Origin of the sequence: Comamonas sp. E6, assembly GCF_001010305.1 — a bacterium.
GTDB classification, from domain to species: Bacteria; Pseudomonadota; Gammaproteobacteria; order Burkholderiales; family Burkholderiaceae_C; genus Comamonas; species Comamonas thiooxydans.
Genome location: NZ_BBXH01000016.1, coordinates 1 through 24,117, shown reverse-complemented (window position 1 = coordinate 24,117; position 24,117 = coordinate 1). Strand labels below are relative to the sequence as shown.

Here is a 24,117-nt window from a genome sequence, read left to right as displayed (position 1 = left end):
TTACAGCGCAGTCACCAGAACGGCGGAACGACCACCATCCACGGGCAGTGCAGCACCTGTCACATAGCTGGCTTCATCGCTGGCCAGGAACAGCACGGCATTGGCCAGCTCGCCGGACTGACCGACACGGCCCATGGGGATGAGCTTTTCGGTGTTCTTGCGCGATGCCTCATCAGCCAGCATTCCCGCTGTCGCAGGGGTCTCCACCACGGCAGGAATCACCACGTTCACGCGCACGCCAGCAGGCGCACCTTCGGCGGCTGCAGCACGCGAGAAGTTGAGAATGGCCGCCTTGGCTGCCGAGTAACCCGACATAAAAGGTGTGCCCAGCGTGCCGCAGATGGAGCTGATATTGACGATGGAACCACCCTTGGCCCCCATCAGCTTCAGCGCTGTGCGCGTCCCCCAGAAGGTGCCATCCACCGAAGTGCTGAAGTTGGCATGCCAGTCGGCCGTGGTCATGCTGTCGATGCCGCCCCATGTGTAGGCCATGGCGTTGTTGACCAGAATGTCCAGGCGGCCATGCTTTTTGGCAGTCTGCTCCAGCGCTCCGACAAACTGGGCTTCGTTGCCCACATCGGCCACGATGGCCTCGGCACTGCCGCCTGCCGCCTTGATCCTGGCCACGACGTCGTCGAGAGGCTGCTTGCGGCGGCCGCAGATCACCACGGTTGCCCCCTCCTGTGCGAAACGCTCAGCCGTTGCGGCACCGATACCGGAACCACCACCGGTCACAAATGCAATCTTTCCTTCCAGACGCTTGCTCATGCTTGTCTCTCCTTAGAGGAAGGCGCTGCCGCCGTTGACTGCCACGTTCTGACCCGTCACAAAGCCGCTGTCGTCGCTGGCCAGGAACACTGCCACCTTGGCGATGTCTTCTGGCTCAGCCATGCGGCCCATGGGCACGCCGGCGATGATGGCATCGGCCCACTCCTGGGGAATGCCCTGCATCATGGGCGTGTTGGTGGGTCCGGGAACCAGTGTGTTCACACGGATCTTCTTGGACGCCAGTTCCTTGGCCATGCCACGGGTCAAGCCCATCAGGGCGGCCTTGGAAGCGCAGTAGTGCGCCGGACCGTCACCGCTGACAGCCGAGGTGCTGGAGATATTGACGATGGCACCACCCTTGCCTTCCTGCATCTGCTTGACGGCGGCACGGGCGCAGTAGAAAGCGCCGTTCAGGTTCACGCCAATCACGCGCTCCCAGGTCGCGTCAGGAATATCGGCAAATTGGTCCACCGAGCCTACACCGGCGTTGTTCACCAGCACGTCGACGGCGCCGAGCTTTTCGCGGATTTCGACAAACAGCGCATCGACCGCAGCGCTGTCGGCCACATTGGAGGAACGGGCCAGATGCTTGCCGCCCTTGCCTTCCAGGGTCTGTCTGGCTGCTTCTTCATTCAAGTCCACGGCCACCACAGTGGCACCCTCATCGGCAAAACGCTGTGCAATCGCTCGCCCCATGCCCTGGCCCGCCCCCGTGACCACGGCAACTTTTCCGGCTAAACGCATTCTTGTCTCCTTGTTGATGTGCAATCAAAACTTGGAGACAGCGTATGAAGAAATCGCCCTCAGCCCATCGTCCAAGAAGACTAAGCAAATTTTCTCTGAATGCTATCAAATAAATAGCAGCAAATACAATACAGATTTTTGCTCCAATGCATTTTCACGCCTGTTAATCAGTTGACGACAGCAATCCAGCGTCAGATGCCTCCCTCTCAACTGCACCGCACATGGCAGCAGCAACTAGCCGCCATAGGGGACAAATCCGCTCTCGTTTTCATTGACTTTGAGCGGTTTGGCTACGTACGGAAAAGCACGTTGCGGGCAAGCGCTGCGCTCGCATACCTTGCACCCCATGCCGATAGGTGTTGCCGCTCCTATATTGCGCAAATCCATGCCTTGGGAGTACACCAGCCGCGCGGCGTGCTGCAAGTCGCAGCCCAGGCCGATGGAGAAGGTCTTGCCTGGAGCCCCCCAGCCCTGGCCGGCATGGCTGATGGTGCGAGCAATCCACAGGTAGACGCGCCCGTCCGGCATGCTGGCGAGCTGGGGCACTATGCGTCCCGGCTGGGTAAAAGCCTCGTACACCACCCACAACGGGCAGGTGCCGCCTGTCTTGGAGAAATGAAAATGCGTGGCCGACTGGCGCTTGCTGATATTGCCGGCCCGGTCCACTCGGATAAAGAAAAACGGCACACCCGGCGCATCGCTGCGCTGCAGGGTTGAGAGGCGATGGCAGACGGTCTCGAAGCCCACACCGAAGTGCCTTGCCAGCAAGTCTATGTCGTAGCGCAGGCCTTCGGCTGCACGCAAGAACTCTCCATATGGCAGCACAAATGCCCCGGCTACATAATTGGCCAGCCCCATGCGTGCCAGCCGGCGCGTGGCCTCGTCCTGCCAGGGCACGCTTTGCAGCTCCCTTTCAATCAGTGAATCAAACTCCAGCAGCGCCAGTTGCGTAGCCAGCTGAAATGCCTGCTGCATGGGACTCAGCTGCGGAGCCACATACAAGGTGCGCGTGAGCGCATCGTAGCGCCTATGGCTGCCCGCTTTCTCAGCAGTCCCGACATGAGCATGCAGAACCAATACACCATGTCGTGCCTGCAGCCGGTATTGCAGCCAATCATGCAGATGACCGCCTTGCTCCGCAGCCTGCCGAGCCAGCGCTTCGGCTGCACGATCAAGCGCATTAAGGTAATTGCGGTGGGAAAAAAAGAAATCACGAACCGCCTCGAAGGGCATCTGGCGCGAGGGCTGCGTCAGCAGGCCTGCCATTGCGCCATTCCCGGCGACATCTCTGTGAACTGAGGTGTCGGCATCCGGCCCGGCGCGGCCATCACCCAGATGGGCGGTCAAGGCCTCCAGCCGCTCGGCGTCCGCCAGGTGACGCTGGTGCATGGCCAGCAGCATCTGTGCCAGCTGCGGCAGCTTGGCTGCGACCTCACGCAGCTCGGGAAGCGGCACCGAACCTTCTGGCTGAGGCATGGCGGCCACCGCATCGCGCAACTGCGCCAGCAAGCGGGCCTCCTCATCCTCGGAGAACTGCTGGATATCGACGCCCAGCACTCTGTGAATCTTGAGCAGCACGGCCACCGTGAGCGGACGCTGATCCTGCTCGATCTGATTCAGATAGCTCGGTGACAACTCCAGCGCCTGAGCCAGCGCAGCCTGCGTAAGACCACGCTCGGCACGCAGGCTGCGCAGACGCACGCCCATGAATGTCTTGGCCACTTACCTTCTCCCTATTGCCGGCTCCAAATATTCGCAAAATTTGCAAATACATGCAATCACCTTCGCAAGCATTCACCAATTCAGCTCTGTACGCATAAAAAACAAATGCGTAGATTGCGAAGTATCGCAGACCGACAAGGACCTGCGCTGCACATCCAAAGGAGACACCCATGAGCACTGTGACAGCCCCAACATCCCCAATATCTCCAACCGCCATTAACCACGCCGCCGCAAGCTTCAGGCCAAAAAAATCCGTCGCCCTCTCCGGCGTGACAGCAGGCAACACGGCACTGTGCACCGTGGGCAGGAACGGCAACGACCTGCACTACCGCGGCTACGACATTCTGGACATTGCCGAGGTCTGCGAGTTTGAGGAGATTGCCCACCTGCTGGTACACGGCAAACTGCCCACCCACGCCGAACTCAGGGCCTACAAAGCCAAGCTCAAGGCTTTGCGCGGCCTGCCCGGCAGCGTGAAGACTACGCTGGAACAGCTACCCGCCGCCAGCCATCCCATGGACGTGATGCGCACCGGTGTCTCCGCCCTGGGCTGCGCGCTGCCGGAGAAAGACGACCACAATCCTCCTGGCGCCCGCGATATCGCCGACCGCCTGATGGCCTGCCTGGGCAGCATGCTGCTTTACTGGTACCACTTCAGCAACTCGGGCCGCCGCATCGAGGTCGAAACCGGGGATGACTCCATCGGTGGCCACTTTCTGCATCTGCTGCATGGCACAAGGCCGTGCGAGAGCTGGGTGCGCGCCATGCATACCTCGCTCAATCTGTATGCCGAGCACGAGTTCAATGCATCGACCTTCACGGCCCGCGTGGTGGCAGGCACGGGCAGCGATATGTACTCGGCGATTACCGCTGCGATAGGCGCTCTGCGCGGCCCCAAGCATGGCGGAGCCAATGAGGTGGCGTTCGAGATCCAGAAGCGCTACGACAACCCGGCAGAGGCCGAGGTCGATATCCGCCGCCGCGTGGATGCCAGGGAAGTCGTGATCGGCTTCGGCCACCCCGTCTATACCGTGAGCGACCCTCGCAATGTGGTCATCAAAGGCGTGGCCAAAAAGCTCTCGGACGAGGCCGGCAGCAGCAAGATGTACGACATTGCCGCACGCCTGGAATCGGTGATGTGGGAGGTCAAGAACATGTTCCCCAACCTCGACTGGTTCAGCGCCGTCAGCTATCACATGATGGGCGTGCCCACCACCATGTTCACGCCGCTGTTCGTGATTGCCCGCACCAGCGGTTGGGCAGCGCACATCATCGAGCAGCGCCAGGACAACAAGATCATCCGTCCCAGCGCCAACTACACAGGCCCGGACGACCTGCATTTCGTGCCTATCGAGGCACGCCAGTAAGCTCCAGCAATGTCTGCCCAGCCCATGCAAGCCCATTCCCTGTGCATTGCCATCGCCGACAAGCTGCGCGAGCGCATTCTGAGCCATCAGTTGCCGCCCGGATCGGACATCAACGACGGAGCACTGGCCCAGGAGTTTGGCCTGAGCCGCACTCCTGTGCGCGAGGCCATGAAGCTGCTATGCCATGAAGGACTGCTAAGCGCACAGCCCCGGCGCGGCATGAGCGTGACCTGCCTGAGTGCAGCCCAGGTGGCCGAGGCTCGCTTGCTGAGCAGCCTGCTGGCTGGCCATCTGGCGCGGCAACGCCAGATGCAGACTGCCAGCACGCAGCTTTGCGAGCAGTTGCTGCGCGTGTCGCAGGCCCGGCTCCAACTCGCACTGGGTACACAGCCCACCATGCAGCCGACAAGCCAAGCGCCGATGCCTTCACCATTGCCTGCAGCCCTTTCACAATCCCCGCACTGCCACAGCGCCGGCAACGCAGAAGCCTCACGCTCGGCTCTGGCCTATTGAGACTCCTAAAAGAATCCCCGAGACAATGACTCACCACCCCTACCGTAAACCCTTGCCCGGCACTGCGCTGCATTACTTCGACGCCCGGTCCGCTGTGGAAGCCATCCGCCCCGGCAGTTGGACCACACTGCCCTATACCAGTCGCGTCCATGCCGAGAACCTGGTGCGGCGCAGCGATCCGGCCCACCTGACCGAGTACCTCAGGCAAATCGTTGATCGCAAGCGCGAACGCGATTTTCCCTGGTTCCCGGCCCGCGTGGTCTGCCATGACATCCTGGGCCAGACAGCGCTGGTCGACCTGGCCGGCCTGCGCGATGCGATTGCCGAGCAAGGTGGCGATCCGGCCGCTGTCAATCCCGTGGTGCCCGTGCAGCTGATCGTCGATCATTCGCTGGCCGTTGAGTGCGGTGGCTACGACCGCGAGGCCTTCGAGAAAAACCGCGCCATCGAAGACCGGCGCAATGAGGACCGCTTTCACTTCATCGACTGGTGCAAGCAAGCCTTCAAGAATGTGGAGGTGATTCCGCCAGGCAACGGAATCATGCACCAGATCAATCTGGAGCGCATGAGCCCTGTGATCCATGCTATCGATGGTGAAGCATTCCCAGATACTCTGGTAGGTACCGACAGCCACACACCACATGTCGATGCACTGGGAGTGATCGCCGTGGGCGTGGGTGGACTGGAAGCCGAGAACGTGATGCTGGGCCGCGCCTCGTGGATGCGCCTGCCCGAAATCATTGGCGTGCAACTCACTGGCAGGCGGCAGCCCGGCATCACTGCCACTGACATCGTGCTGGCTTTGACCCAGTTCCTGCGTCAGCAAAAAGTGGTGGGAAGCTATCTGGAGTTCCATGGTGAAGGCGCGCGCAGCCTCTCCATCGGCGACCGCGCCACCATCTCGAACATGGCACCCGAATATGGAGCCACGGCGGCCATGTTCGCGATCGACGAGCAGACGATCGACTATCTGCGTCTGACGGGGCGCGAGCCTGAGCAGGTGCAACTGGTCGAGAACTACGCCAAACAGGCAGGTCTGTGGGCAGATAGCCTGGAAAGTGCCGAATACGAACGTACACTGAGCTTTGACCTGTCCGGAGTGGTTCGCAATATGGCCGGCCCTTCCAATCCACACGCCCGCCTGGCAACCAGCGAGCTTGCAGCAAGAGGCATTGCCGGTGAGTGGACGCAGGCCGAAGGGCAGATGCCCGATGGGGCCGTCATCATTGCAGCCATTACCAGCTGCACCAATACCAGCAACCCACGCAATGTGATCGCGGCCGGCCTGCTGGCGCGCAATGCGCGCAATCTGGGCCTGACCCGCAAGCCCTGGGTCAAGACCTCTCTGGCCCCCGGCTCCAGGACCGTGCCCCTGTATCTGGAACAAGCCGGTCTGCTACATGACCTGGAAGCGCTGGGCTTTGGCGTGGTGGCCTTTGCCTGCACCACCTGCAACGGCATGAGCGGCGCTCTGGACCCTGTGATTCAACAAGAGATCATCGACCGCGACCTCTACACCACGGCCGTGCTCTCGGGCAACCGCAACTTCGATGGCCGCATCCACCCCTATGCCAGACAGGCCTTTCTCGCCTCGCCTCCGCTGGTCGTGGCCTATGCGATTGCGGGCACCATGCGCTTCGATATCGAGAACGATGTGCTGGGCGTCTTCCAGGGCCGCGAAATCCGCTTGAAGGACATCTGGCCCCGCGACGAGGAAATCGACGCCGTGGCCAAGGCTGCCGTCCAACCCGAGCAGTTCCGCTCGGTCTACGAGCCCATGTTTGCCATCCGCGCAGACCAGGGCGAGAAGGTCGAGGCACTGTATGACTGGCGCCCGCAAAGCACCTATATCCGCCGCCCACCCTACTGGGAGGGAGCCCTCGCGGGCGAGCGCACTTTGCGCGGCATGCGCCCTCTGGCCATATTGCCCGACAACATCACAACCGACCACCTCTCGCCCTCCAACGCCATCCTGATGGACTCGGCCGCAGGCGAGTATCTGCACAAAATGGGTCTGCCCGAGGAGGACTTCAATTCCTATGCCACGCATCGCGGCGACCACCTGACCGCACAGCGCGCCACCTTTGCCAATCCCAAGCTCCTCAACGAAATGGTGGTGGACGACCAGGGCAAGGTGCGCCAGGGCTCTCTTGCTCGCGTCGAGCCCGAGGGACTGACCATGCGCATGTGGGAAGCCATAGAGACCTATATACAGCGCAAGCAACCGCTGATCATCATCGCCGGCGCCGACTACGGCCAGGGATCGAGCCGTGACTGGGCAGCCAAGGGCGTTCGCCTGGCCGGTGTGGAGGTCATCGTGGCCGAGGGCTTCGAGCGCATCCACCGCACCAATCTGATCGGCATGGGGGTGTTGCCGCTGGAGTTCCTGCCCGGCACGAGCCGCCACACACTGGGGTTGAATGGCACCGAGAGCTTTGATGTCATCGGCCAGCGTAGCCCCCAGGCCAGGCTTACACTTCATATCCACCGCACGACCGGCGCCCGCACCGAAGTGCCGGTACTGTGTCGCCTCGATACCGCGGAAGAGGTCTCTATTTACGAAGCCGGTGGCGTGCTGCAGCGCTTTGCCCAGGACTTCCTGGCGGATAGCGCCACAGCCGATTCCGCGTCAACGGCTGAACTTGTGAGCTAAGGAGCAGCTATGAGCCAGGCACGCATGCTGATTGTCACCCAGCCCCAAAGCCCGGAACGTCATCGCCTGCGTGCCCGGATCAGCGCCTTGGGCCTTGATAAGGACCTGGGCGAGCGCATGTTCTCTCCAGATAACTGGCACCAAACCTGGTGTGGCCCCTTTGACTCCGGGCAAGAGGCACTGCTCGCCTTGCTGGCCGCAGGCAATGCAGTGCAAGCGGCGCAGCTGAAGGCCTTCGAGCTCAGCTTCAACCGCATTCGCGGTGAGGAGGGCGAGCGCATTCACTGGTCTTTGCTAACCCGCGGACGTCCAGAGCCTTTCAACCAGCTGCTGACAACGCTGCAGACCGAGTTGAAATCCCACGGTTTCAAGGATGGCGGCCATAGACCGCATATCACCATCAGCTACAGAGCTCTACATGCCCTGCCCACTCGGCGTATCGATCCCGTCGACTGGCTGATCGATGAGATCCAGCTGGTCGAGCGAACCGGCACAGGCAAGCAGTTACGCTACCAGGTGCTGCATCGCTGGCCATTGGCTTCCGGCTCTCCGCCTCGTCCTCAACAGCTACATCTGTTTCACTGATTCAAGGCTCAAGCCCTGGCTTGAGCCTTGAATACCTTGTTTGTTTGCCATTCCATGTCCCTCACTTCGCAAATCCGCATTCCCGCCACCTATATGCGCGGAGGCACCAGCAAAGGTGTGTTCTTCAAGCTGCAGGATCTGCCCGAAGCGGCCCGGCAGCCCGGCCCTGTTCGCGACGCCATCTTTCTGCGCACTCTGGGTAGCCCCGACCCTTATGGCAAACAGATTGACGGCATGGGCAATGCATCATCCTCCACCAGCAAAGGCGTGATCCTCAGCCAGAGCACAAGCGCCGATCACGATGTGGACTATCTGTTCGGCCAGGTGTCCATCGATCAGCCTTTTGTGGACTGGAGCGGCAACTGCGGCAACCTGAGCGCTGCCGTCGGCCCCTGCGCCATTCACATGGGGCTGATTCCGGCCGAGCGCATTCCGCACAACGGCGTGGCCGTCATTCGCATCTGGCAGGCGAATATCGGCAAGACCATCATCAACCATGTGCAGATTCGCGATGGTCAGGTGCAGGAAACCGGGGACTTCGAACTTGACGGCGTGACCTTTGCCGCTGCCGAAGTGGCCCTGGAGTTCCTAGACCCCGCCGATGAAGGTGAGGACGGAGCTGCCATGTTTCCCACCGGCAATGTCAGCGACGAGCTGGATGTGCCCGGCGTCGGCCGCTTTTGCGCGACCCTCATCAATGCCGGCATTCCGACCATCTTTCTCGATGCCAGAGAGCTGGGCTATACCGGCTGCGAACTGCAGGATACCATCAACAGCGATGGCCCCGCCCTGGCCAGGTTCGAAGCCATCCGCGCCCATGGCGCACTCAGGATGGGCCTGATCAAGGATCTGGGTGAAGCTGCCACACGCCAGCACACGCCAAAGATAGGCTTTGTGGCTCCCGCGCAAAGCTACACAGCCTCCAGCGGCAAAGCGATTGCCGCCAAAGATATCGATCTCGTGGTGCGGGCGCTTTCCATGGGCAAGCTGCACCACGCCATGATGGGCACGGCAGCCGTCGCCATAGGCACGGCTGCCGCCATTCCAGGCACGCTGGTCAATCTGGCGGCGGGCGGCGGCGAGCGCCAGTCCGTACGCTTCGGCCATCCCAGCGGCACCCTGCGTGTGGGGGCCGAAGCCAGGACCGACCAGGGTCAATGGCAAGTCACCAAGGCCTTGATGAGCCGCAGCGCCCGCATTCTGATGGAAGGCTGGGTACGGGTGCCGGGCGAAGTGCTGCAGGCCTGACACCGGGTATTTCCTTGCCGGGCGCCTGCCACACGCAGGCCTGGGCAGGGTTCAAGCGCTCAAGATGACGCTTTCAATCCGGTGGCGGCCTTTGTTCTTGGCCGCATAGAGCTGCCGGTCCACGGCTTCGATAAAGCTGGCAGGTCGATCATGCTCTGCCGGTTGCACCGTGCCCGCACCAATGCTCATGGTGACCCGCCTGCCATGGGGCGACAGCGCATGCACGATGGACTGCTTCTGGATCAGGCGCTGGCAGCGCTCGGCCACTTTTTGCGCAGTTTCGGCATCGGCTTCGGGCAGCAGCACCACAAACTCCTCGCCACCGTAACGCGCCACCAGGTCACGCTGTCCGTCCAGCGCCAGGCTCAGGGTCTGGGCAATATCCACCAGACATTTGTCGCCCTGGATATGACCGTACAAATCGTTGTATTGCTTGAAGAAGTCGACATCGAACAGCAGCATGGACAGGGGCTTGCCATCGCTGCGCGTGCGCTCCCACTCCTGCTCGAAGCTGGTATCGAAGCAGCGCCGGTTGGCAATGCTGGTCAGGCCATCCTTGAAGGAGAGCACTTCCAGCTCCTTCTGCAAACTCAGCAGCCTTTCCTCGGTCTTTTTGCGCTCGCTGATGTCGAACATGAAGCCGATCAGCGCTTCGGCCTCGCCTTGCGCATTGCGCACCACATGGACCACATCGCGAATCCAGACATAGCCGTTGTCCTTGGTCAGCGCGCGATAGTCAGCCTCATGGTCCACGCCGGCCTGGGACTGGCTCACGCAGAAATTCACCACATATTCGCGGTCCTCGGGGTGCATGCGCATGGCCCAGTCTTCGACACTGACCCAGCTTTCACGACTCCAACCAAGCAGGCTCTCGATCTGAGGGCCGATATAGGCGAACTTCATGGTCGCCCAGTCGATCTTCCAGGGAATGGCCTTGGTGGACTCCAGCAAGGTTCTATAGACCGCACTCTCGTTCTCAAGCTCGCTCACGTCGGACATAACCCGTCTCTCTCCCGATCTCAATCGATAAAACATCAGGCCCGGCTGTGGCACCAGCCTCGACCCGGCACGCCAGACAGCGGAGCCTGCAGTCTTTCACACCCAGAAAGCCCGAGGCACAACCCAATCTCCGCTTGCTGGTGATTGTTGCGCCGGTTGCCGCAATTCACGCCATGCACTCGCGATATTGGCCGAAATCATACGTATGGCGGACCTCACGCTGCAACGCCGCTAAGCCTTCATGCGCCGCCATAAAGTGGCCCGGCTGATGCCGAGAATTTCACAGGCCTGTCGCTGATCACCCCCGACCGACTCCAGCACCTCGCGCAATCGCTTCTGTTCGGCAAGGCGACCCGCGTCCCTGAGCTGTGCCTGCCGGGCCGCAGCAGGCTCGGCCAGAGCCAGGCCGTCGGCGCACTCAGGGAAGACTTCAAGCAAACGCGCCATATCCAGAAGGCCGCCCCGGCCTGAGTCCAGATAGTCGCTGCAGGCCAGCAGGCGCTCCACCCAGTTGTCCAGTTCACGGACATTGCCGGGCCAGTCATGCGCCGCAGCCCTGGCCAGCAGTGCATCGAGCTGCTGCTCCACTCTGTCATGCAGTGCGCGGGGCAACCCGCTTGCAGCGTTCAGGCGCTGAGCCAGCATGGCGCGGCCCAGTTCAGCAACATCGGCACCACCTCGCATTTGCAGCGAAGGCGTGCTCAGGCGCAGCACCGCCAGCCGGTAGTAGAGATCGCGCCGGAACCGGCCACGCTCCACCTGATCCGCCAGATCCGCATGGGTGGCGGCAATCACGCGCACATCCACGGGAATCGGCGTGGTGGAACCTACGCGCAATACCTCGCGTTCCTGCAGCACGCGCAGCAGTCGCGATTGCAGCACCAGCGGCATGTCGCCAATTTCATCGAGAAACAGGGTCCCGGTATGCGCTGCCTCGATCAGCCCGGTCTTGCCGCCGCGCCTGGCCCCGGTAAAAGCGCCTTCCTCGTAACCGAAAAGCTCGCTCTCCAGCAGGCTTTCACTGAGCGCCGCACAGTTGACGGCCAGAAATGGCTGTTCCGCACGCCGTCCTGCACTGTGGATACCCTGCGCCACCAGCTCCTTGCCGGTCCCGCTTTCACCCAGGATCAACACCGTCGCATCGCTGTTCGCGTACTGCCTGGCCAGCAGTCGCACGCGCTGTGCAGCGGGGCTGCTGCCCAGATAGTCTTCAATGCGCCAGCGTACACCGGCGGCTCTTTGCCGCTGATTGGCGCGCAGGCTGCGATCGGCCCGCTGGATGACGGCTGGATCGCGGCAGACCAGCAAAGCGCCGGTCACCAGCCCGTTCTCCACAATTGGCGCACGTCGCACCACCAGGGTACGCAGGGCCAGTTGCAACACCTCTTCTCCACCCTCCTCGCCAGCGAGCGCCCGAGCCGTGTCCAGGGCCGGAGCCACCTCCTCCAGCATGCGGCCGTGCAAGGCCTCGACCGGGGCACCGAGCAAGGTGGCCATGCATGGGTTCAGCGCGCAAATACGGCCACGCTCGTCCACGGCCACCACACCGTCCTGCAACTGGTGCAACACGGTTTCCAGCCGTTGATGCCGGTCGCGCTCGGCACGTCGATGACGGGCCAGCAGCAGGGCGTCGCTGAGTGCCTGACGCACCGAAATATCGGAATACAGCAACACGCTGGCCATGCCCGCCTGCTCTGCTAGATCGGCCACCAGGCCCGGCGCCACCACGGCACCAACGCCCGACGCCTTGAGTTTCTGCACGCAGGCCGGCGCGTCATGCGGACCTTGATAGGCGATCTGGACCAGACCCAGGCCGAACAGGCTGTCGAACTGGGCCACCACGGGCGACGGCACCTCGAAGTTGACCAGGCCCACGCGCGGAGCCTCTTCCGTGGTCTGCAACTTGGCCTGGCGCAGCGCCTGCAGCAAATCCAGGCCACGCACTTCTACCATGGCCAGCGGAATGTCCACGCGCTCTCGAATCCAGGCTCCACTGGCTCCCGCCCCCACCAGGGCATCGATGGGCTGGCGCAGATTGAGCGCCTGCACCTGGGCCACCGCATCATCGAAGGAGGCCGAGATATGCGAGAACCTGGCCTCACCCGACCAGGGCTGTGCCAGCCGCTCCAGCACCCGCCCCACACGGTAGCGGCCTACGGTGACGATGTGCGGCAAATGCGGCTGGCCGGCTGCTGGCATTCGTTTGATGCCATCGTTCGATATCGCGCCTGTTTCATTCATGAAAACAATTATTTCATCAATGAAATACAACCAATACACCGCTACCGGCAGCTAGTCCACAGAATCACAAAAACCCCAATGATTTCAAACACTTGATATTCAGAGGGTTTTCCCTAAATTCGCCTGGCACAGTGCTTGCGGTATCGGGCCATACCAATAGGGATTTGGATCCAGGAGATATCCATGTTTTTGAACCGTCGCAATCTTGTTGCCAAGGCCTTGACTCTTTCCGTGCTGGGCACAGCCGGCCTGGCCCAGGCCGCCGACTGGCCCACGCGTCCGATTCGCCTCGTGGTGCCGTTTTCCGCAGGCGGCGCCAATGACTTGATGGCCAGATCGGCGGCCGAAGGCGCCTCCAAGATCCTTGGCCAGCCCGTGGTGATCGACAATCGTCCTGGCGCGGGTGGCACCGTAGGTGCCGATATCGTGGCCAAGGCCCAGCCCGATGGCTACACCCTGCTGGTCAGCGCGGCCGGCGTCATCTCCAACAGCATGATCAAGAAGACCATGCCTTTCAAGGACGATGCGCTGCAGCCCGTGGTGATGATTGGCCTCGCACCTTCGGTGATCGTGGTGCCCAAGAACGCGCCCTACAACAATCTGCGCGACTTCGTCGAAGCCTCCAAGAAGGGCGCCGGCTTCAACTTTGCCACCGCCGGCACGGGCAGCACGCCGCACTTCGTGGCCGAGATGCTGAATGTGAAATACGGCGCCAAGCTGCAGCCCGTGCCCTACAAGAGCGGTTCGGAGAGCACCACGGCCGTGCTGGGCGGCCAGGTTGAAGGCACGTCCGAAGCCAGCATCATCGCGCTGCCGCACATCATTCACGAGGGCAAGTTCAAACCTCTGGCCACGACCTGGACCCAGCGCATCTCGGCCTACCCCCAGCTCTCCACTGCTGTGGAGCAAGGCTTTGCCGATCTGCAGATCGCGCATTGGGCCGGCATTCATGCCCCCAAGGGCACGCCACCCGCCATTCTGGACAAGCTGGCAGCCGCCGTGGACAAGGCCATGAAGGAACCTGCCACCGTAGAGAAGCTCAAGGGACTGGGCATCGAGCCGGTCGGCGGCACACGTGCGGAATTCGTGAAGTTTGCCGATGCCGAGCGCAAGCGCCTGGGGGAGATCGTCAAGGCAGCCCATATGCAGGAAAAGTAAGCTGAGAAGAAAACATAGCATCCAGCGTATGGCCCATATACGCTGAAGCCTGAAAATAGTACTGAGAGCTGATTCATGATTTCCCGTAGAAATGTCTTGCTCCGCGCCACTGCCTGCGCCGCCGCCGCTACCGCCTTGCTGGGCGGCGCCTCTGCAGCCCTGGCCCAGGGCTCGGATGTCTGGCCCACCCGCACCGTCAAGCTCATCGTGCCCTATGCGGCAGGCGGCTATGCCGATACCCGCGCACGCCTGATTGCCGACTCGCTGGGCAAGGTGCTGGGCCAGCCCGTGATCATCGACAACCGCGGCGGTGCCGGCGGCGTGACGGGCACGGATGCCATCGCCAAGGCCAACGACGGCCACACCTTCGGCTTCGGCTCGCCCGGCCCCCTGGTCACCAACCCCATGCTGATGAAGAAGATGCCTTATGACGCCAAGACGGCGTTCAAGCCCATCATCCTCATCGAGCAGGCTCCCCTGTTTCTGACCACGGCTCCCAACCAGCCCTTCAAGAGCGTGCAGCAACTGCTGGCCCATGCCAAGGCCAAGCCCGGCGATCTGACCTATGGCTCCTCGGGCGTAGGCGGGGCCCACCATCTGTCGGGCGAACTGCTGGCCTATCAGACCCAGACCCAGCTGACCCATGTGCCCTACAAGGGAGGCTCGCTGGCGGCCACCGACCTCATGGGCGGCCATCTGGCCATGATGTTCGAGATGGGCTACTCGGCCCTGCCCTCCATCAAAGCCAAAAAGATCAATGCCCTGGCCGTCTCGAGCAAGACCCGTCTGGCTGTGCTGCCCGAGGTGCCCACGCTGGACGAAGCCGGGGTCAAGGGCTTCGAGTCGTACAACTGGCTGGGCATGATTGCGCCGGCCGGCACGCCCGACGCCGTGGTGGCCAAGCTCAACCAGGCCGTCAACGAAGCGCTCAAGACCGACAAGTCTCTGCGCCAGATGATCGAAAGCAGCGGCGGCCAGATCATGGGCGGCACACCCCAGGCCTATGGCAAATATCTTGAAGCCGAGCGCGCCAAGTGGGGGCCCGTGATCAAGAACGCGAATATTTCGCTGGACTAATCCCCCTGAGCCGCTCCGCAGCCTTGGCCGCGAGGCGGCTGCTGCCAGGCAGCGCCCTGCCTCGTCAAGGCTGACAGCCGACTGCGCAGGGCAGATAAGCATCAGAGTCTTTTTTATCAAGAAATCTCATGAACCCCAAACAACAACTCAAAGCCCTGGCCGATGCCCGCCGCGGCGTCATCGTGCCCGGTGCATTCAACGCCATGTCGGCGCGGCTGATTGCCGATCTGGGCTTTGAAGCCATCTATGTGACCGGTGCCGGCGTGACCAATATGTGGTTCGGCATGCCCGACCAGGGTTTCATGGGTCTCAGCGATATCGCCGACCATACGGCCCGCATCCGCGACGCCGTGGAAGTGCCGCTGCTGGTCGATGCCGACACCGGCTTCGGCAACGCCGTCAACACCTACCACGCCGTGCGCACGCTGGAGCGTGCCGGCGCCGACTGCATTCAGCTCGAGGACCAGGTCAGCCCCAAGCGCTGCGGCCACTTCAATGGCAAGGCCGTGATCGAAACCGGCGAAATGCTGGGCAAGATCAAGGCCGCCGTCGATGCGCGCCGCGACAGCGGCACTCTCATCATGGCCCGTACCGACGCGGCCGCCGTCCACGGCTTCGAAGCCGCCATCGAGCGTGCCCAGCAGTTTCAGGAAGCCGGCGCCGACATCCTGTTTGTCGAGGCCGTCACCCAGGCCGAAGAAGTGCGCGCCCTGCCTCAGCGCCTGCAAGCTCCCCAGCTCATGAATATGGTCATTGGCGGCAAGACCCCCATCTTCAACGCCGACGAACTGGGCGAGCTGGGCTATGGCTTTGTGCTCTACGCCAATGCCGCACTGCAAGGGGCCGTGGCCGGCATGCAAAAGTGCCTGACCCTGCTGCGCGACGATCACAAGGTCGATGAGGACCCCGCCATCGTCGCCCCCTTCCTTGAACGCCAGCGGCTGGTGAACAAGGACTTCTGGGATGGGCTGGAGCAAAAGTACCAGTAATCCGGTCTCCGGACCCTGCGCCTGAATCGCGTGCAACGTTGATACATCAGGCGCCGCACGCCATGTTTTCAGGCCTGTGTGACCATGGCCGGCAGCATTCCCCCCTGGCTACGGCCCCAAAACCGGATGCACAGGGAGCTCTGAGCATCATCCTCTAATGCAGCGTGGCTCCATCCAGCGCCAGCCTGACCCGCATCAAGGCATGCCGAAGTTTTTCGAGCGGCACCGAACCCAAGGCCAGCCGCAGTGCTTGCGGCACTTGCACGCCAGTGGCAAAGGGTTCGGCCGTTGACACGGAAATTCCTGCCGTCTGCAGCGCCATCGCGACCTGATCAGCCCTCAGGTCATCCTGCATGGGGAGCCAGACAAAATACGAATTGAGGTGGCGCATACAGGGCAGCCCTTTGAAGACCTGCGTCACCTGTTTCTGACGCATCTGGGCATCCTCTCGCTTCTGAGCTTCCAGCCTGGCAACAGTCCCGTCTCTCAGCCAACTCACAACCATGGCGGTCATGACTCCGGGGGTGTTCCAGGTCGTTGCACGGATAGCTCGCTCTATCCGAGGTATCCAGGCTGCCGGCGCAGCCACAAAGCCCACCCGCAAACCCGTGGCGACACTCTTGGAAAAGCCTGATAAATATACCGTGGACTCAGGCAGCAGTGCGGCCATGGGCGGTGGTGCGTCCTGAGCAAGAAACGCATACGCGGCATCTTCAATCAACAACAGGCCATGGCGACGGATCAACGCTGCAAATGCATGACGTCGGTTGATGCTCATCACCCATCCAAGCGGGTTATGGAGAGTCGGCATTGCATAGACCGCGCGCACCTTGCGGCGTCGGCACAGCAGCTCCAGCGCATCGAGGTCCGGCCCCGAACCAGCTGCCGGAATGGCAATCAGCTCAAGCCTCAGCTGTTGCGCCAGCACCTTGAAGCCCGGGTAGCTCAAAGCATCAACAGCCACTACATCGCCAGGTTGCAGCAATGCCATGGCCGTGCTTGCGAGTCCATGCTGCGCTCCATCCACGATAAGCACCTGTTCGGCAGGAACCGTCAGCCTACGGTTTTCAAGGTATAGGGCGATAGCCGCTCGCTCATGGGCCCGGCCTCCGTGCGGCTGATAGCGCAGCAGTGCCTCCAAATCTCCACTGGCGGCAAGCTGACGCAATGCAAAGCGCAGCAACTCGGCTTGACCTGGAAGAGCAGGAGCGTTGAAGTTCAGGTCCAGCATGCCTATCGCAGCGGCATGCTGGTCGATACCGAGGCCACGTGGCAGCGCTGTTTCGCGCACAAAAGTTCCTCGCCCCGTTTCGCCACTGACCAGGCCCATGGCCTGCAGTTCGGCATAGACACGAGTCGCCGTGACCAGGGCCAGTCCCTCCCGGGATGCCAGCTGCCGGTGGGTGGGCAGGCGTGTGCCTGGTGCCAGTCGGCCTTCGCGAATTTCCGAGGCTAGCTGGTCCACCAGCTGCTTGTATCGGGCAATCGGCATATAGAACCTGTATCCATGACAATTATTTGAGTGTATTGGACCTCATATCTAGCATGAGCATTGATACAAGTTCACATCCGGAACATCCCAATGCATATCGCAATCCTGACTTTCGAAGGCTTTAACGAGCTCGACTCACTCATTTCTCTAGGCATACTCAACCGCATCAAGCGACCCGGTTGGCGGGTGTCGATCGCATGCCCGAGCGCACGCGTCAGGTCAATGAACGGGGTGGTCATCGAAGCCCAGGCCACTCTGGAGGATGCGGGCGCTGCAGATGCGGTCATCGTGGGCAGCGGAATGCAAACGCGTGAGGTCGCGCGCAATGCCGACCTCATGTCAAGGCTCAGGCTGGACCCTTCACGGCAACTGATTGCTGCACAGTGCTCCGGCACGCTGATACTGGCCAAACTCGGCTTGCTGAATGGCGTGATGGCATGTACCGACCTGACAACCAGGCCCTGGGTTGAAGAGGCCGGCGTTCGCGTGCTGGAGCAGCCATTCTTCGCAAACGGCAACGTGGCTACCGCAGGAGGCTGCCTGGCAGCGCAATACCTTGCCGCCTGGCTTATTGCCCGTGCCGAGGGGATCGAGGCCGCCAGGAGTGCATTGCATTACGTGGCCCCTGTGGGTGAAAAAGATGTTTATATGGCCCGGGCCATCGCCAATATCTCGCCTTACCTGCCTGACTTGCTGCATCAGCGCGATCGCTGAAGCGCGCTGAAGACCTCTGACAACTCGAATGCAGCCGGTCGCCGGTCCCGGTAAAGCCTCCGAGCCCGGACTCTTTGCACATTCCGGATTGTTCGCTTGCACAAAATCGCTGATGTCCTCAGCTCGAGAACACCCTGGCAGTCAAAACGATCCTCATTCTGGCTGCTGCAGGCAAAACACAGCAGGCATGGCTCTGACAATGGCTCAGGCCGTCTTCCAGCCTTGCAGCATCAAATCCAGCGCCTGCAAGGACTCGTTCAGGCGCTCGGGTGGAGCGCCCTCCTCGGCAATCCAGAAAGCCGCTTCGATCAGGCAGCCGTTGAGCAACCTTGCCAGCGCCGGTGCACTGGCGTTCACGATGACGCCCTCGTCGATGAGCTGCTGCAAAAAACCGGCGATAAAAGCAATGCATTGCTGGTGCTGCTGCCCCTGGTCGGTGCCGGTGAGCACGGAGCGTGCATCCTGCAACACAATGCGGCGAATTTCAGCCTCCTGCGCCATGGCCAGATAGGCGCGGCAATAGGCCAGAAAGCCTTCCCATGGATCGTCATGGCCCCGCAGCACTAGCTCCAGCCGCTGGTCCATTTCTTCATCCATCTGGGCCACCACGGCAGCCAGCAGGCCGGGCTTGCCACCAAAGTGGTGATAGAGCGCGCCGCGCGTCAAACCGGCCTGCGCAGTCAACTCGTCCATGGCGGCCTGGGCGTAGCCATGCTGGGCGAAAGCGCTGCGCGCAGCACTGATCAGCTTGGCCCGCGTGGCTTCGATCATGCTGGCACGACTCTGGCGAACTTGGGTCACTGCGAACTCCCGGCAATATTCACATACAAAGCGTATGCCAATCATACGCGCTACATCCCAAGCTCCTAGAATGTCACTCGCATACACGATGTATGCAAGTGAATCTATTCAAGGGTTTCCATGTTGAATGCTTACCGCAAGCTGTTTACGGCGCCGGGCAGCACGGGCTTTGTGCTGGCCGGGCTGCTGGCGCGGCTGCCGCTGTCGATGACGGGGATTGGCTTGATCACCATGCTGTCGCAGCAGCGCGGCGCCTATACGCTGGCAGGCATGGTGTCGGCCTGTTTCGCGCTGTCGATTGCCGTTCTGGCACCGCGCATCTCGGCGCTGGTTGACCGTTACGGCCAGTTCAGGGTGCTGCCGTTTGCGGCCGCCAGCAGTGCGCTGTCGATGCTGGCCTTGCTGGCCTGCGCCCACTGGCAGGGGCCGGACTGGCTGCTGCTGGCACTGGCCGCTGCCGTCGGCAGTCTGCCCAGCATGCCGGCCATGGTCCGCGCCCGCTGGACAGCGATCTACAGTGGAACGCCTCAGTTGCAGACCGCGTTTGCACTGGAAGGCGTGCTCGACGATCTGGCCTTTATCGTCGGCCCGCCGCTATCGGTGGGCCTGAGCATGCTGCTATTCCCTGAGGCCGGTCCGCTGGCAGCAGCGCTGTTCCTCATCATCGGCGTAGGCCTGTTTGTGGTGCAACGCCGTACCGAACCACCTGTCAGCCCCCATACCAGCTCGGAAAAAGGCAGGGATTCGTCGATGCTGCGCCAGCCCGTGGTGCGCACGCTGGCGCTGTTCATGCTGGCACAAGGCGTCATCGTGGGCGTGATCGATGTGGCCAGCGTAGCCTTCGCCACGGCTCAGGGCCAGCCCGGCATGGCCAGTGTGGTGCTGTCCTTCTATGCGCTGGGCTCCTGCGCCATGGGCTTGCTGTTTGGCACGCTGCGCCTGCAGATGCCGCTCAGCCGCCAGATCGTCTGGGTCGGGGCATCGGTCGCCATCTCCGCCCTGCCCCTGTTGCTGGCCAGCAATCTGACCGCACTGACGCTGGCCGTGCTGCTGGCAGGCATTACCTTTGGCCCGACGATTACCGTGGCCATGAGTCTGGTGGAGCAGCAGGTACAAGCAAACCGACTGACCGAGGGCATGACCTGGCTGCTGACTGGCCTCGCCAGCGGTGTGGCCCTGGGCGCTGCCGCTGCCGGCTGGCTGATCGACCACTGGGGCGCACAGCAATCGTTTGTGCTGACGCTACTGGCGGGCGGCGCCATGTGGCTGTGGGGCGTGCAAGCCGGACGGCAAGCCGACCGTGCATCCGCACCGGGCATGACGGCCATCAACATGTGAGTCAGCCGCTAGTGCTTATTCAGCCGTCGGCTGCCGCTCTTCTCAAGAGTCGTCCTGCGCGGATGCGGCAGCCGGCAGAGCCAGACCAGGTGCTCGTGCCAGCGCAATAAAGGCCTGCAGATAGTCGGTATGCAACTCTGCCTCGCGCGCGCCGAGGTAGATTTGCTTGGCTATGCCCTTGCTGCCCAGCTTCACGGGTACGACTGCCATCTTTTCGGCATATTCCAGAGCCAGCCAGCGCGGCAGGGCCGCGACACCCCGGCCGCTGGCGACCATCTGCATCATGATGTCGGTGGTCTCTATGGTTTTGTGGCGCCTGGGCGCAATGCCTTTGGGCAGCAAAAACTGAGTATAGATATCAAGCCGGTCTACGGCCACGGGATAGGTAATCAGCACCTCGCGAGACAGATCATCGGGCTTGACATGGTCGACCTGGGCCAGGGCGTGATCCGCAGCCACGACCAGCACCTGCTCATAGTCAAAGACGGGCTCGAAGTGCAGACCCGGCTTGAACAGCGGATCGGGCGTAACCAGCATGTCGATCTCATAGCCGAACAGCGCACCGATGCCGCCAAACTGGAACTTCTGCTTCACGTCCACATCCACGTCGGGCCAGGCGGCCAGATATGGGGAGACGATTTTCAGCAGCCACTGGTAGCAGGGATGACATTCCATGCCGATGCGCAAGCTGCCGCGCACTCCCAGAGCAAATTGCTGCAAACGCGACTCGGCCAGATCCAGCTGAGGCAGCACGCGGTTGGCCACTGCCAGCAGGTATTGACCCGCCTGCGTCAGGCGCAGGCTGCGCCCTTCACGCAACCAGACATCGGTGCCGAGTTGGGCTTCCAGCTTTCTCATGCTGTGGCTCAGGGCGGACTGGGTGACGCACAGCACATCAGCTGCCGCAGTCAAAGAGCCTTGTTTTTCAACCTCTTGCACGATGGCGAGATGGATACGCTCAATCATCTGTGAACACAATTCATGGATACATGAGAAACAACCATTTTACTTCATGCATCGATTCCAGGAACATCCAGTCCGCTGACCCGAGCCACTCTGGCCATGGGCCGAAGATCACAAGACTGGATTTCTGCATGACGACTATTCACAACCTGGGCTTTCCTCGCATCGGCGCAAAGCGCGAACTGAAGTTCGCGCTGGAGTCCTACTGGAGAGGTGAATCCTCGCGCGATGCGCTCAAGGCGCTGGGCGCCGAGCTGCGCCAACGCCACTGGACCGCGCAGCAAGAGCTGGACTGGGTGCCCGTGGGTGACTTCGCGTTCTACGACCAGGTACTGGACATGAGCTTTACGCTGGGCAATCTGCCCGAACGGGTGCAAGACTTCGAAGGCGATGCGCTGGACAACTACTTTCGCGTGGCCCGTGGCCGTTCGGCGGTCACAACCGAATCCCGTAGCACCGGCCACACCCACTGCTGCGCTGGCGTCGCCGCGGGCGAGATGACCAAATGGTTTGACACCAACTACCACTACATCGTGCCCGAGTTCAGCTCGACCACCGAATTCAAGCTTGATGCATCGCGCCTGCTGGAACAACTGGCCGAAGCCAGGACACAAGGCATACAGCCCAAGCCCGTCCTCATAGGCCCCGTCACCTATCTGGCGCTGGGCAAGGCCAAGGACGGCGCCAGCAAGCTGGAGCTGCTGCAGCGGCTGCTGCCCGTCTATGCGCAACTACTGGATGCGCTGGCAACCCGGGGTGTGGAATGGGTACAGATTGACGAACCCATCCTGGTCACCGAACTCGATGCCGACTGGCAACATGCGTTCAACACTGCTTACCACCACCTCAAGAGCTGCAGGGTCAAGCTGCTGCTGGCGACCTATTTCGGCCAGTTGGCCGAAAACAAATATCTGGCAGCAAACCTGCCCGTAGCCGGCCTGCACATCGATGCCATCAACGGCCAGGACGATGTGCAACAGCTGCTGGGGCTGCTGCCCGCGCACAAGGTACTGTCGCTGGGCGTGATCAACGGCCGCAATATCTGGAAAACCGATCTGGCTGCCGTGCTGGACTGGGTGGAGCCGCTGGCAGAGCGCCTAGGCGACCGTCTCTGGATTGCGCCATCCTGCTCCTTGCTGCATGTACCCGTGGATCTGAACAGGGAACAAAAGCTGGATGCCGACATCAAATCCTGGCTGGCCTATGCTCTGCAGAAACTGGATGAGCTGCGCGTGCTGGGCAAGGCTTTGCGCCATGGCCGAGATTGCGTCAAGGCCGAACTGGCCGACAACGCTTCAGCTCTGGCTGCACGCCGCACATCGCCTCGCGTCCACAACCCCGTGGTGCAAGCTGCGGTCAAGCAGATCAGCGCCGGGCTGGGCCAGCGCCAGAGCAGATATGAAGCACGCGCCCCCAAGCAAGCCCGCTTGCTCAAGCTGCCAGCCTTCCCGACCACCACTATCGGCTCTTTCCCACAGACGGCAGAGATCCGCCAGGCACGCAGCGAATTCAAGGCCGGTCACCTGGATTTCGCCCGCTACCAAGGCGCCATGCGCGCTGAGATCGAACGCTGCGTGCAAGAGCAGGAAGCTCTGGGGCTGGACGTTCTGGTACATGGCGAGGCCGAGCGCAACGATATGGTCGAATATTTTGGCGAGCAACTCGACGGCTATGCCTTCAGCCAGTTCGGCTGGGTGCAGTCCTATGGCTCACGCTGCGTCAAGCCGCCCATTCTATTCGGCGACATCAGCCGCCCCAAGGCGATGACGACGGAATGGATCCAGTACGCCCAGTCCTTGACCCGCAAACCCATGAAAGGCATGCTGACAGGCCCGGTCACCATCCTGAACTGGTCATTCGTGCGCGATGACCAGCCGCGCGCCACATCCTGCTATCAGCTGGCTCTGGCGATTCGCGCGGAAGTGCTGGATCTGGAAAGAGCCGGCGTGCGCGTGATCCAGATCGACGAGGCTGCATTGCGCGAGGGCTTGCCATTGCGCAAATCACAATGGAAGGAATATCTGCACTGGGCCGTGGAGTCCTTCCGCATCAGCGCCAATGGCGTTGCCGATGAAACCCAGATTCACACCCATATGTGCTATTCGGAGTTCAACGACATCATTGCTTCGATTGCAGCCATGGACGCCGATGTGATCACCATAGAGACTTCGCGCTCGGACATGGAGTTGCTGAAGGCCTTCGAGCACTTCGATTACCCCAATGAGATCGGTCCGGGCGTCTATGACATCCACTCTCCCAATATTCCCACCAAGGCAGGCATTGTGGAGCTCATGCAAAAAGCTGCAAAGCGCATTCCCACGGAACGCCTTTGGGTCAACCCTGACTGCGGTCTCAAGACACGTCAGTGGGCCGAAGTGATTCCGGCGCTGCAACATATGGTGGAAGCCGCCAAGACATTGCGTCAGAGCGTGAAGCTGGCCGAGCCCGCCTGAACGCGGGCATCACTCCCGTCTTCTCCGACTCGCCCAGGGCGTTGCCCTGGGCTTTTTCATAGCGAAAGGACATGGCCTGCAGCAGGCCTGAGTTGCATAGGGCGATGCAGATGCGGCGCCCACCTTCAGGATTTGCGGCGTATTCAGATACCAGGCGCACAAAGCAAAAAGCCCTGCAGACTTTCATCTGCAGGGCTTGTGCCACAAGTTTGGAGGCGCGAACCAGAGTCGAACTGGTCTAACCGGATTTGCAATCCGGGGCATAACCGCTTTGCTATCGCGCCGCTATCAC

At 61.6% G+C, this 24,117-nt stretch carries 19 protein-coding genes and 1 tRNA gene; 11 read left to right on the top strand and 9 right to left on the bottom strand.

Annotated elements, in window-relative coordinates; translation table 11 throughout:
• The 3 genes from CSE6_RS14790 to CSE6_RS14780 form a co-directional block, all read right to left on the bottom strand.
• Entirely contained in the window at positions 1–768 is a 768-nt protein-coding gene (locus CSE6_RS14790; RefSeq protein WP_059440846.1) for an SDR family NAD(P)-dependent oxidoreductase, read from the bottom strand.
• A 12-nt stretch (positions 769–780) separates the two neighbouring features.
• A complete protein-coding gene (locus CSE6_RS14785) occupies positions 781–1,512 on the bottom strand; it encodes an SDR family NAD(P)-dependent oxidoreductase (RefSeq protein ID WP_034396751.1) in 732 nt (243 codons plus the stop codon).
• A 234-nt stretch (positions 1,513–1,746) separates the two neighbouring features.
• Positions 1,747–3,234, bottom strand: coding sequence for a short-chain fatty acyl-CoA regulator family protein (locus CSE6_RS14780; protein WP_059440845.1), 1,488 nt, complete (start codon positions 3,232–3,234; stop codon positions 1,747–1,749).
• Between the two features lie 170 nt (positions 3,235–3,404).
• Here CSE6_RS14780 and prpC point away from each other — a divergent pair, with 170 nt between their 5' ends.
• The 5 genes from prpC to prpF are packed head-to-tail and all read left to right on the top strand — an operon-like array spanning position 3,405 to position 9,600.
• Positions 3,405–4,601, top strand: coding sequence for a 2-methylcitrate synthase (gene prpC / locus CSE6_RS14775; protein ID WP_083994743.1), 1,197 nt, complete (start codon positions 3,405–3,407; stop codon positions 4,599–4,601).
• Positions 4,602–4,625: 24 nt separating this feature from the next.
• Positions 4,626–5,114, top strand: coding sequence for a GntR family transcriptional regulator (locus CSE6_RS14770; RefSeq protein WP_238585711.1), 489 nt, complete (start codon positions 4,626–4,628; stop codon positions 5,112–5,114).
• Positions 5,115–5,139: 25 nt separating this feature from the next.
• Positions 5,140–7,767: a Fe/S-dependent 2-methylisocitrate dehydratase AcnD gene (acnD, locus tag CSE6_RS14765; RefSeq protein ID WP_059440843.1), complete on the top strand. Its 2,628-nt coding sequence runs from the start codon at positions 5,140–5,142 to the stop codon at positions 7,765–7,767.
• A gap of 9 nt (positions 7,768–7,776) precedes the next feature.
• Positions 7,777–8,352 (top strand): 2'-5' RNA ligase family protein, encoded by a 576-nt coding sequence (locus CSE6_RS14760; RefSeq protein WP_034410325.1) that lies wholly within the window; start codon positions 7,777–7,779, stop codon positions 8,350–8,352.
• A 54-nt stretch (positions 8,353–8,406) separates the two neighbouring features.
• Positions 8,407–9,600 (top strand): 2-methylaconitate cis-trans isomerase PrpF, encoded by a 1,194-nt coding sequence (prpF, locus tag CSE6_RS14755; protein WP_059440842.1) that lies wholly within the window; start codon positions 8,407–8,409, stop codon positions 9,598–9,600.
• A gap of 51 nt (positions 9,601–9,651) precedes the next feature.
• Here prpF and CSE6_RS14750 read toward each other — a convergent pair whose 3' ends face one another.
• Both CSE6_RS14750 and prpR read right to left on the bottom strand, forming a co-directional pair.
• Positions 9,652–10,599: a sensor domain-containing diguanylate cyclase gene (locus CSE6_RS14750; protein WP_004341372.1), complete on the bottom strand. Its 948-nt coding sequence runs from the start codon at positions 10,597–10,599 to the stop codon at positions 9,652–9,654.
• A gap of 231 nt (positions 10,600–10,830) precedes the next feature.
• Complete coding sequence (prpR, locus tag CSE6_RS14745; protein ID WP_083994742.1) at positions 10,831–12,840, bottom strand: propionate catabolism operon regulatory protein PrpR; 2,010 nt, start codon at positions 12,838–12,840, stop codon at positions 10,831–10,833.
• A 183-nt stretch (positions 12,841–13,023) separates the two neighbouring features.
• Here prpR and CSE6_RS14740 point away from each other — a divergent pair, with 183 nt between their 5' ends.
• The 3 genes from CSE6_RS14740 to CSE6_RS14730 all read left to right on the top strand — a co-directional run bounded on the left by CSE6_RS14740 (position 13,024) and on the right by CSE6_RS14730 (position 16,064).
• A complete protein-coding gene (locus CSE6_RS14740; protein ID WP_059440840.1) occupies positions 13,024–13,998 on the top strand; it encodes a tripartite tricarboxylate transporter substrate binding protein in 975 nt (324 codons plus the stop codon).
• A gap of 75 nt (positions 13,999–14,073) precedes the next feature.
• Entirely contained in the window at positions 14,074–15,075 is a 1,002-nt protein-coding gene (locus CSE6_RS14735; protein WP_059440839.1) for a tripartite tricarboxylate transporter substrate binding protein, read from the top strand.
• 128 nt (positions 15,076–15,203) lie between these two features.
• Positions 15,204–16,064, top strand: a complete 861-nt coding sequence (locus tag CSE6_RS14730; RefSeq protein ID WP_059440838.1) for an oxaloacetate decarboxylase — start codon at positions 15,204–15,206, stop codon at positions 16,062–16,064.
• A gap of 154 nt (positions 16,065–16,218) precedes the next feature.
• Here the strand turns inward: CSE6_RS14730 and CSE6_RS14725 are convergent, their stop codons facing one another.
• On the bottom strand, positions 16,219–17,556 hold the full coding sequence (locus CSE6_RS14725; RefSeq protein WP_059440837.1) for a PLP-dependent aminotransferase family protein: 1,338 nt from the start codon (positions 17,554–17,556) through the stop codon (positions 16,219–16,221).
• A gap of 90 nt (positions 17,557–17,646) precedes the next feature.
• On the opposite strand from CSE6_RS14725, the gene CSE6_RS14720 reads away from it, so the two are divergent.
• Positions 17,647–18,270, top strand: a complete 624-nt coding sequence (locus CSE6_RS14720; RefSeq protein ID WP_034360510.1) for a DJ-1/PfpI family protein — start codon at positions 17,647–17,649, stop codon at positions 18,268–18,270.
• Positions 18,271–18,474: 204 nt separating this feature from the next.
• Here the strand turns inward: CSE6_RS14720 and CSE6_RS14715 are convergent, their stop codons facing one another.
• On the bottom strand, positions 18,475–19,041 hold the full coding sequence (locus tag CSE6_RS14715; RefSeq protein WP_152668586.1) for a TetR/AcrR family transcriptional regulator: 567 nt from the start codon (positions 19,039–19,041) through the stop codon (positions 18,475–18,477).
• A gap of 150 nt (positions 19,042–19,191) precedes the next feature.
• Here CSE6_RS14715 and CSE6_RS14710 point away from each other — a divergent pair, with 150 nt between their 5' ends.
• Positions 19,192–20,409 carry an MFS transporter gene (locus CSE6_RS14710; RefSeq protein ID WP_059440835.1) on the top strand — a complete coding sequence of 406 codons (1,218 nt, stop codon included), beginning with the start codon at positions 19,192–19,194 and terminating at the stop codon, positions 20,407–20,409.
• 42 nt (positions 20,410–20,451) lie between these two features.
• Here the strand turns inward: CSE6_RS14710 and CSE6_RS14705 are convergent, their stop codons facing one another.
• Positions 20,452–21,375: a LysR family transcriptional regulator gene (locus tag CSE6_RS14705; RefSeq protein ID WP_059440834.1), complete on the bottom strand. Its 924-nt coding sequence runs from the start codon at positions 21,373–21,375 to the stop codon at positions 20,452–20,454.
• Between the two features lie 128 nt (positions 21,376–21,503).
• On the opposite strand from CSE6_RS14705, the gene metE reads away from it, so the two are divergent.
• Positions 21,504–23,825, top strand: a complete 2,322-nt coding sequence (gene metE, locus CSE6_RS14700; protein WP_059440833.1) for a 5-methyltetrahydropteroyltriglutamate--homocysteine S-methyltransferase — start codon at positions 21,504–21,506, stop codon at positions 23,823–23,825.
• Between the two features lie 210 nt (positions 23,826–24,035).
• On the opposite strand, the gene CSE6_RS14695 is transcribed toward metE, so the two are convergent.
• A tRNA-Cys gene (locus tag CSE6_RS14695) sits at positions 24,036–24,109 on the bottom strand.
• Between the last annotated feature and the right edge of the window lie 8 nt (positions 24,110–24,117).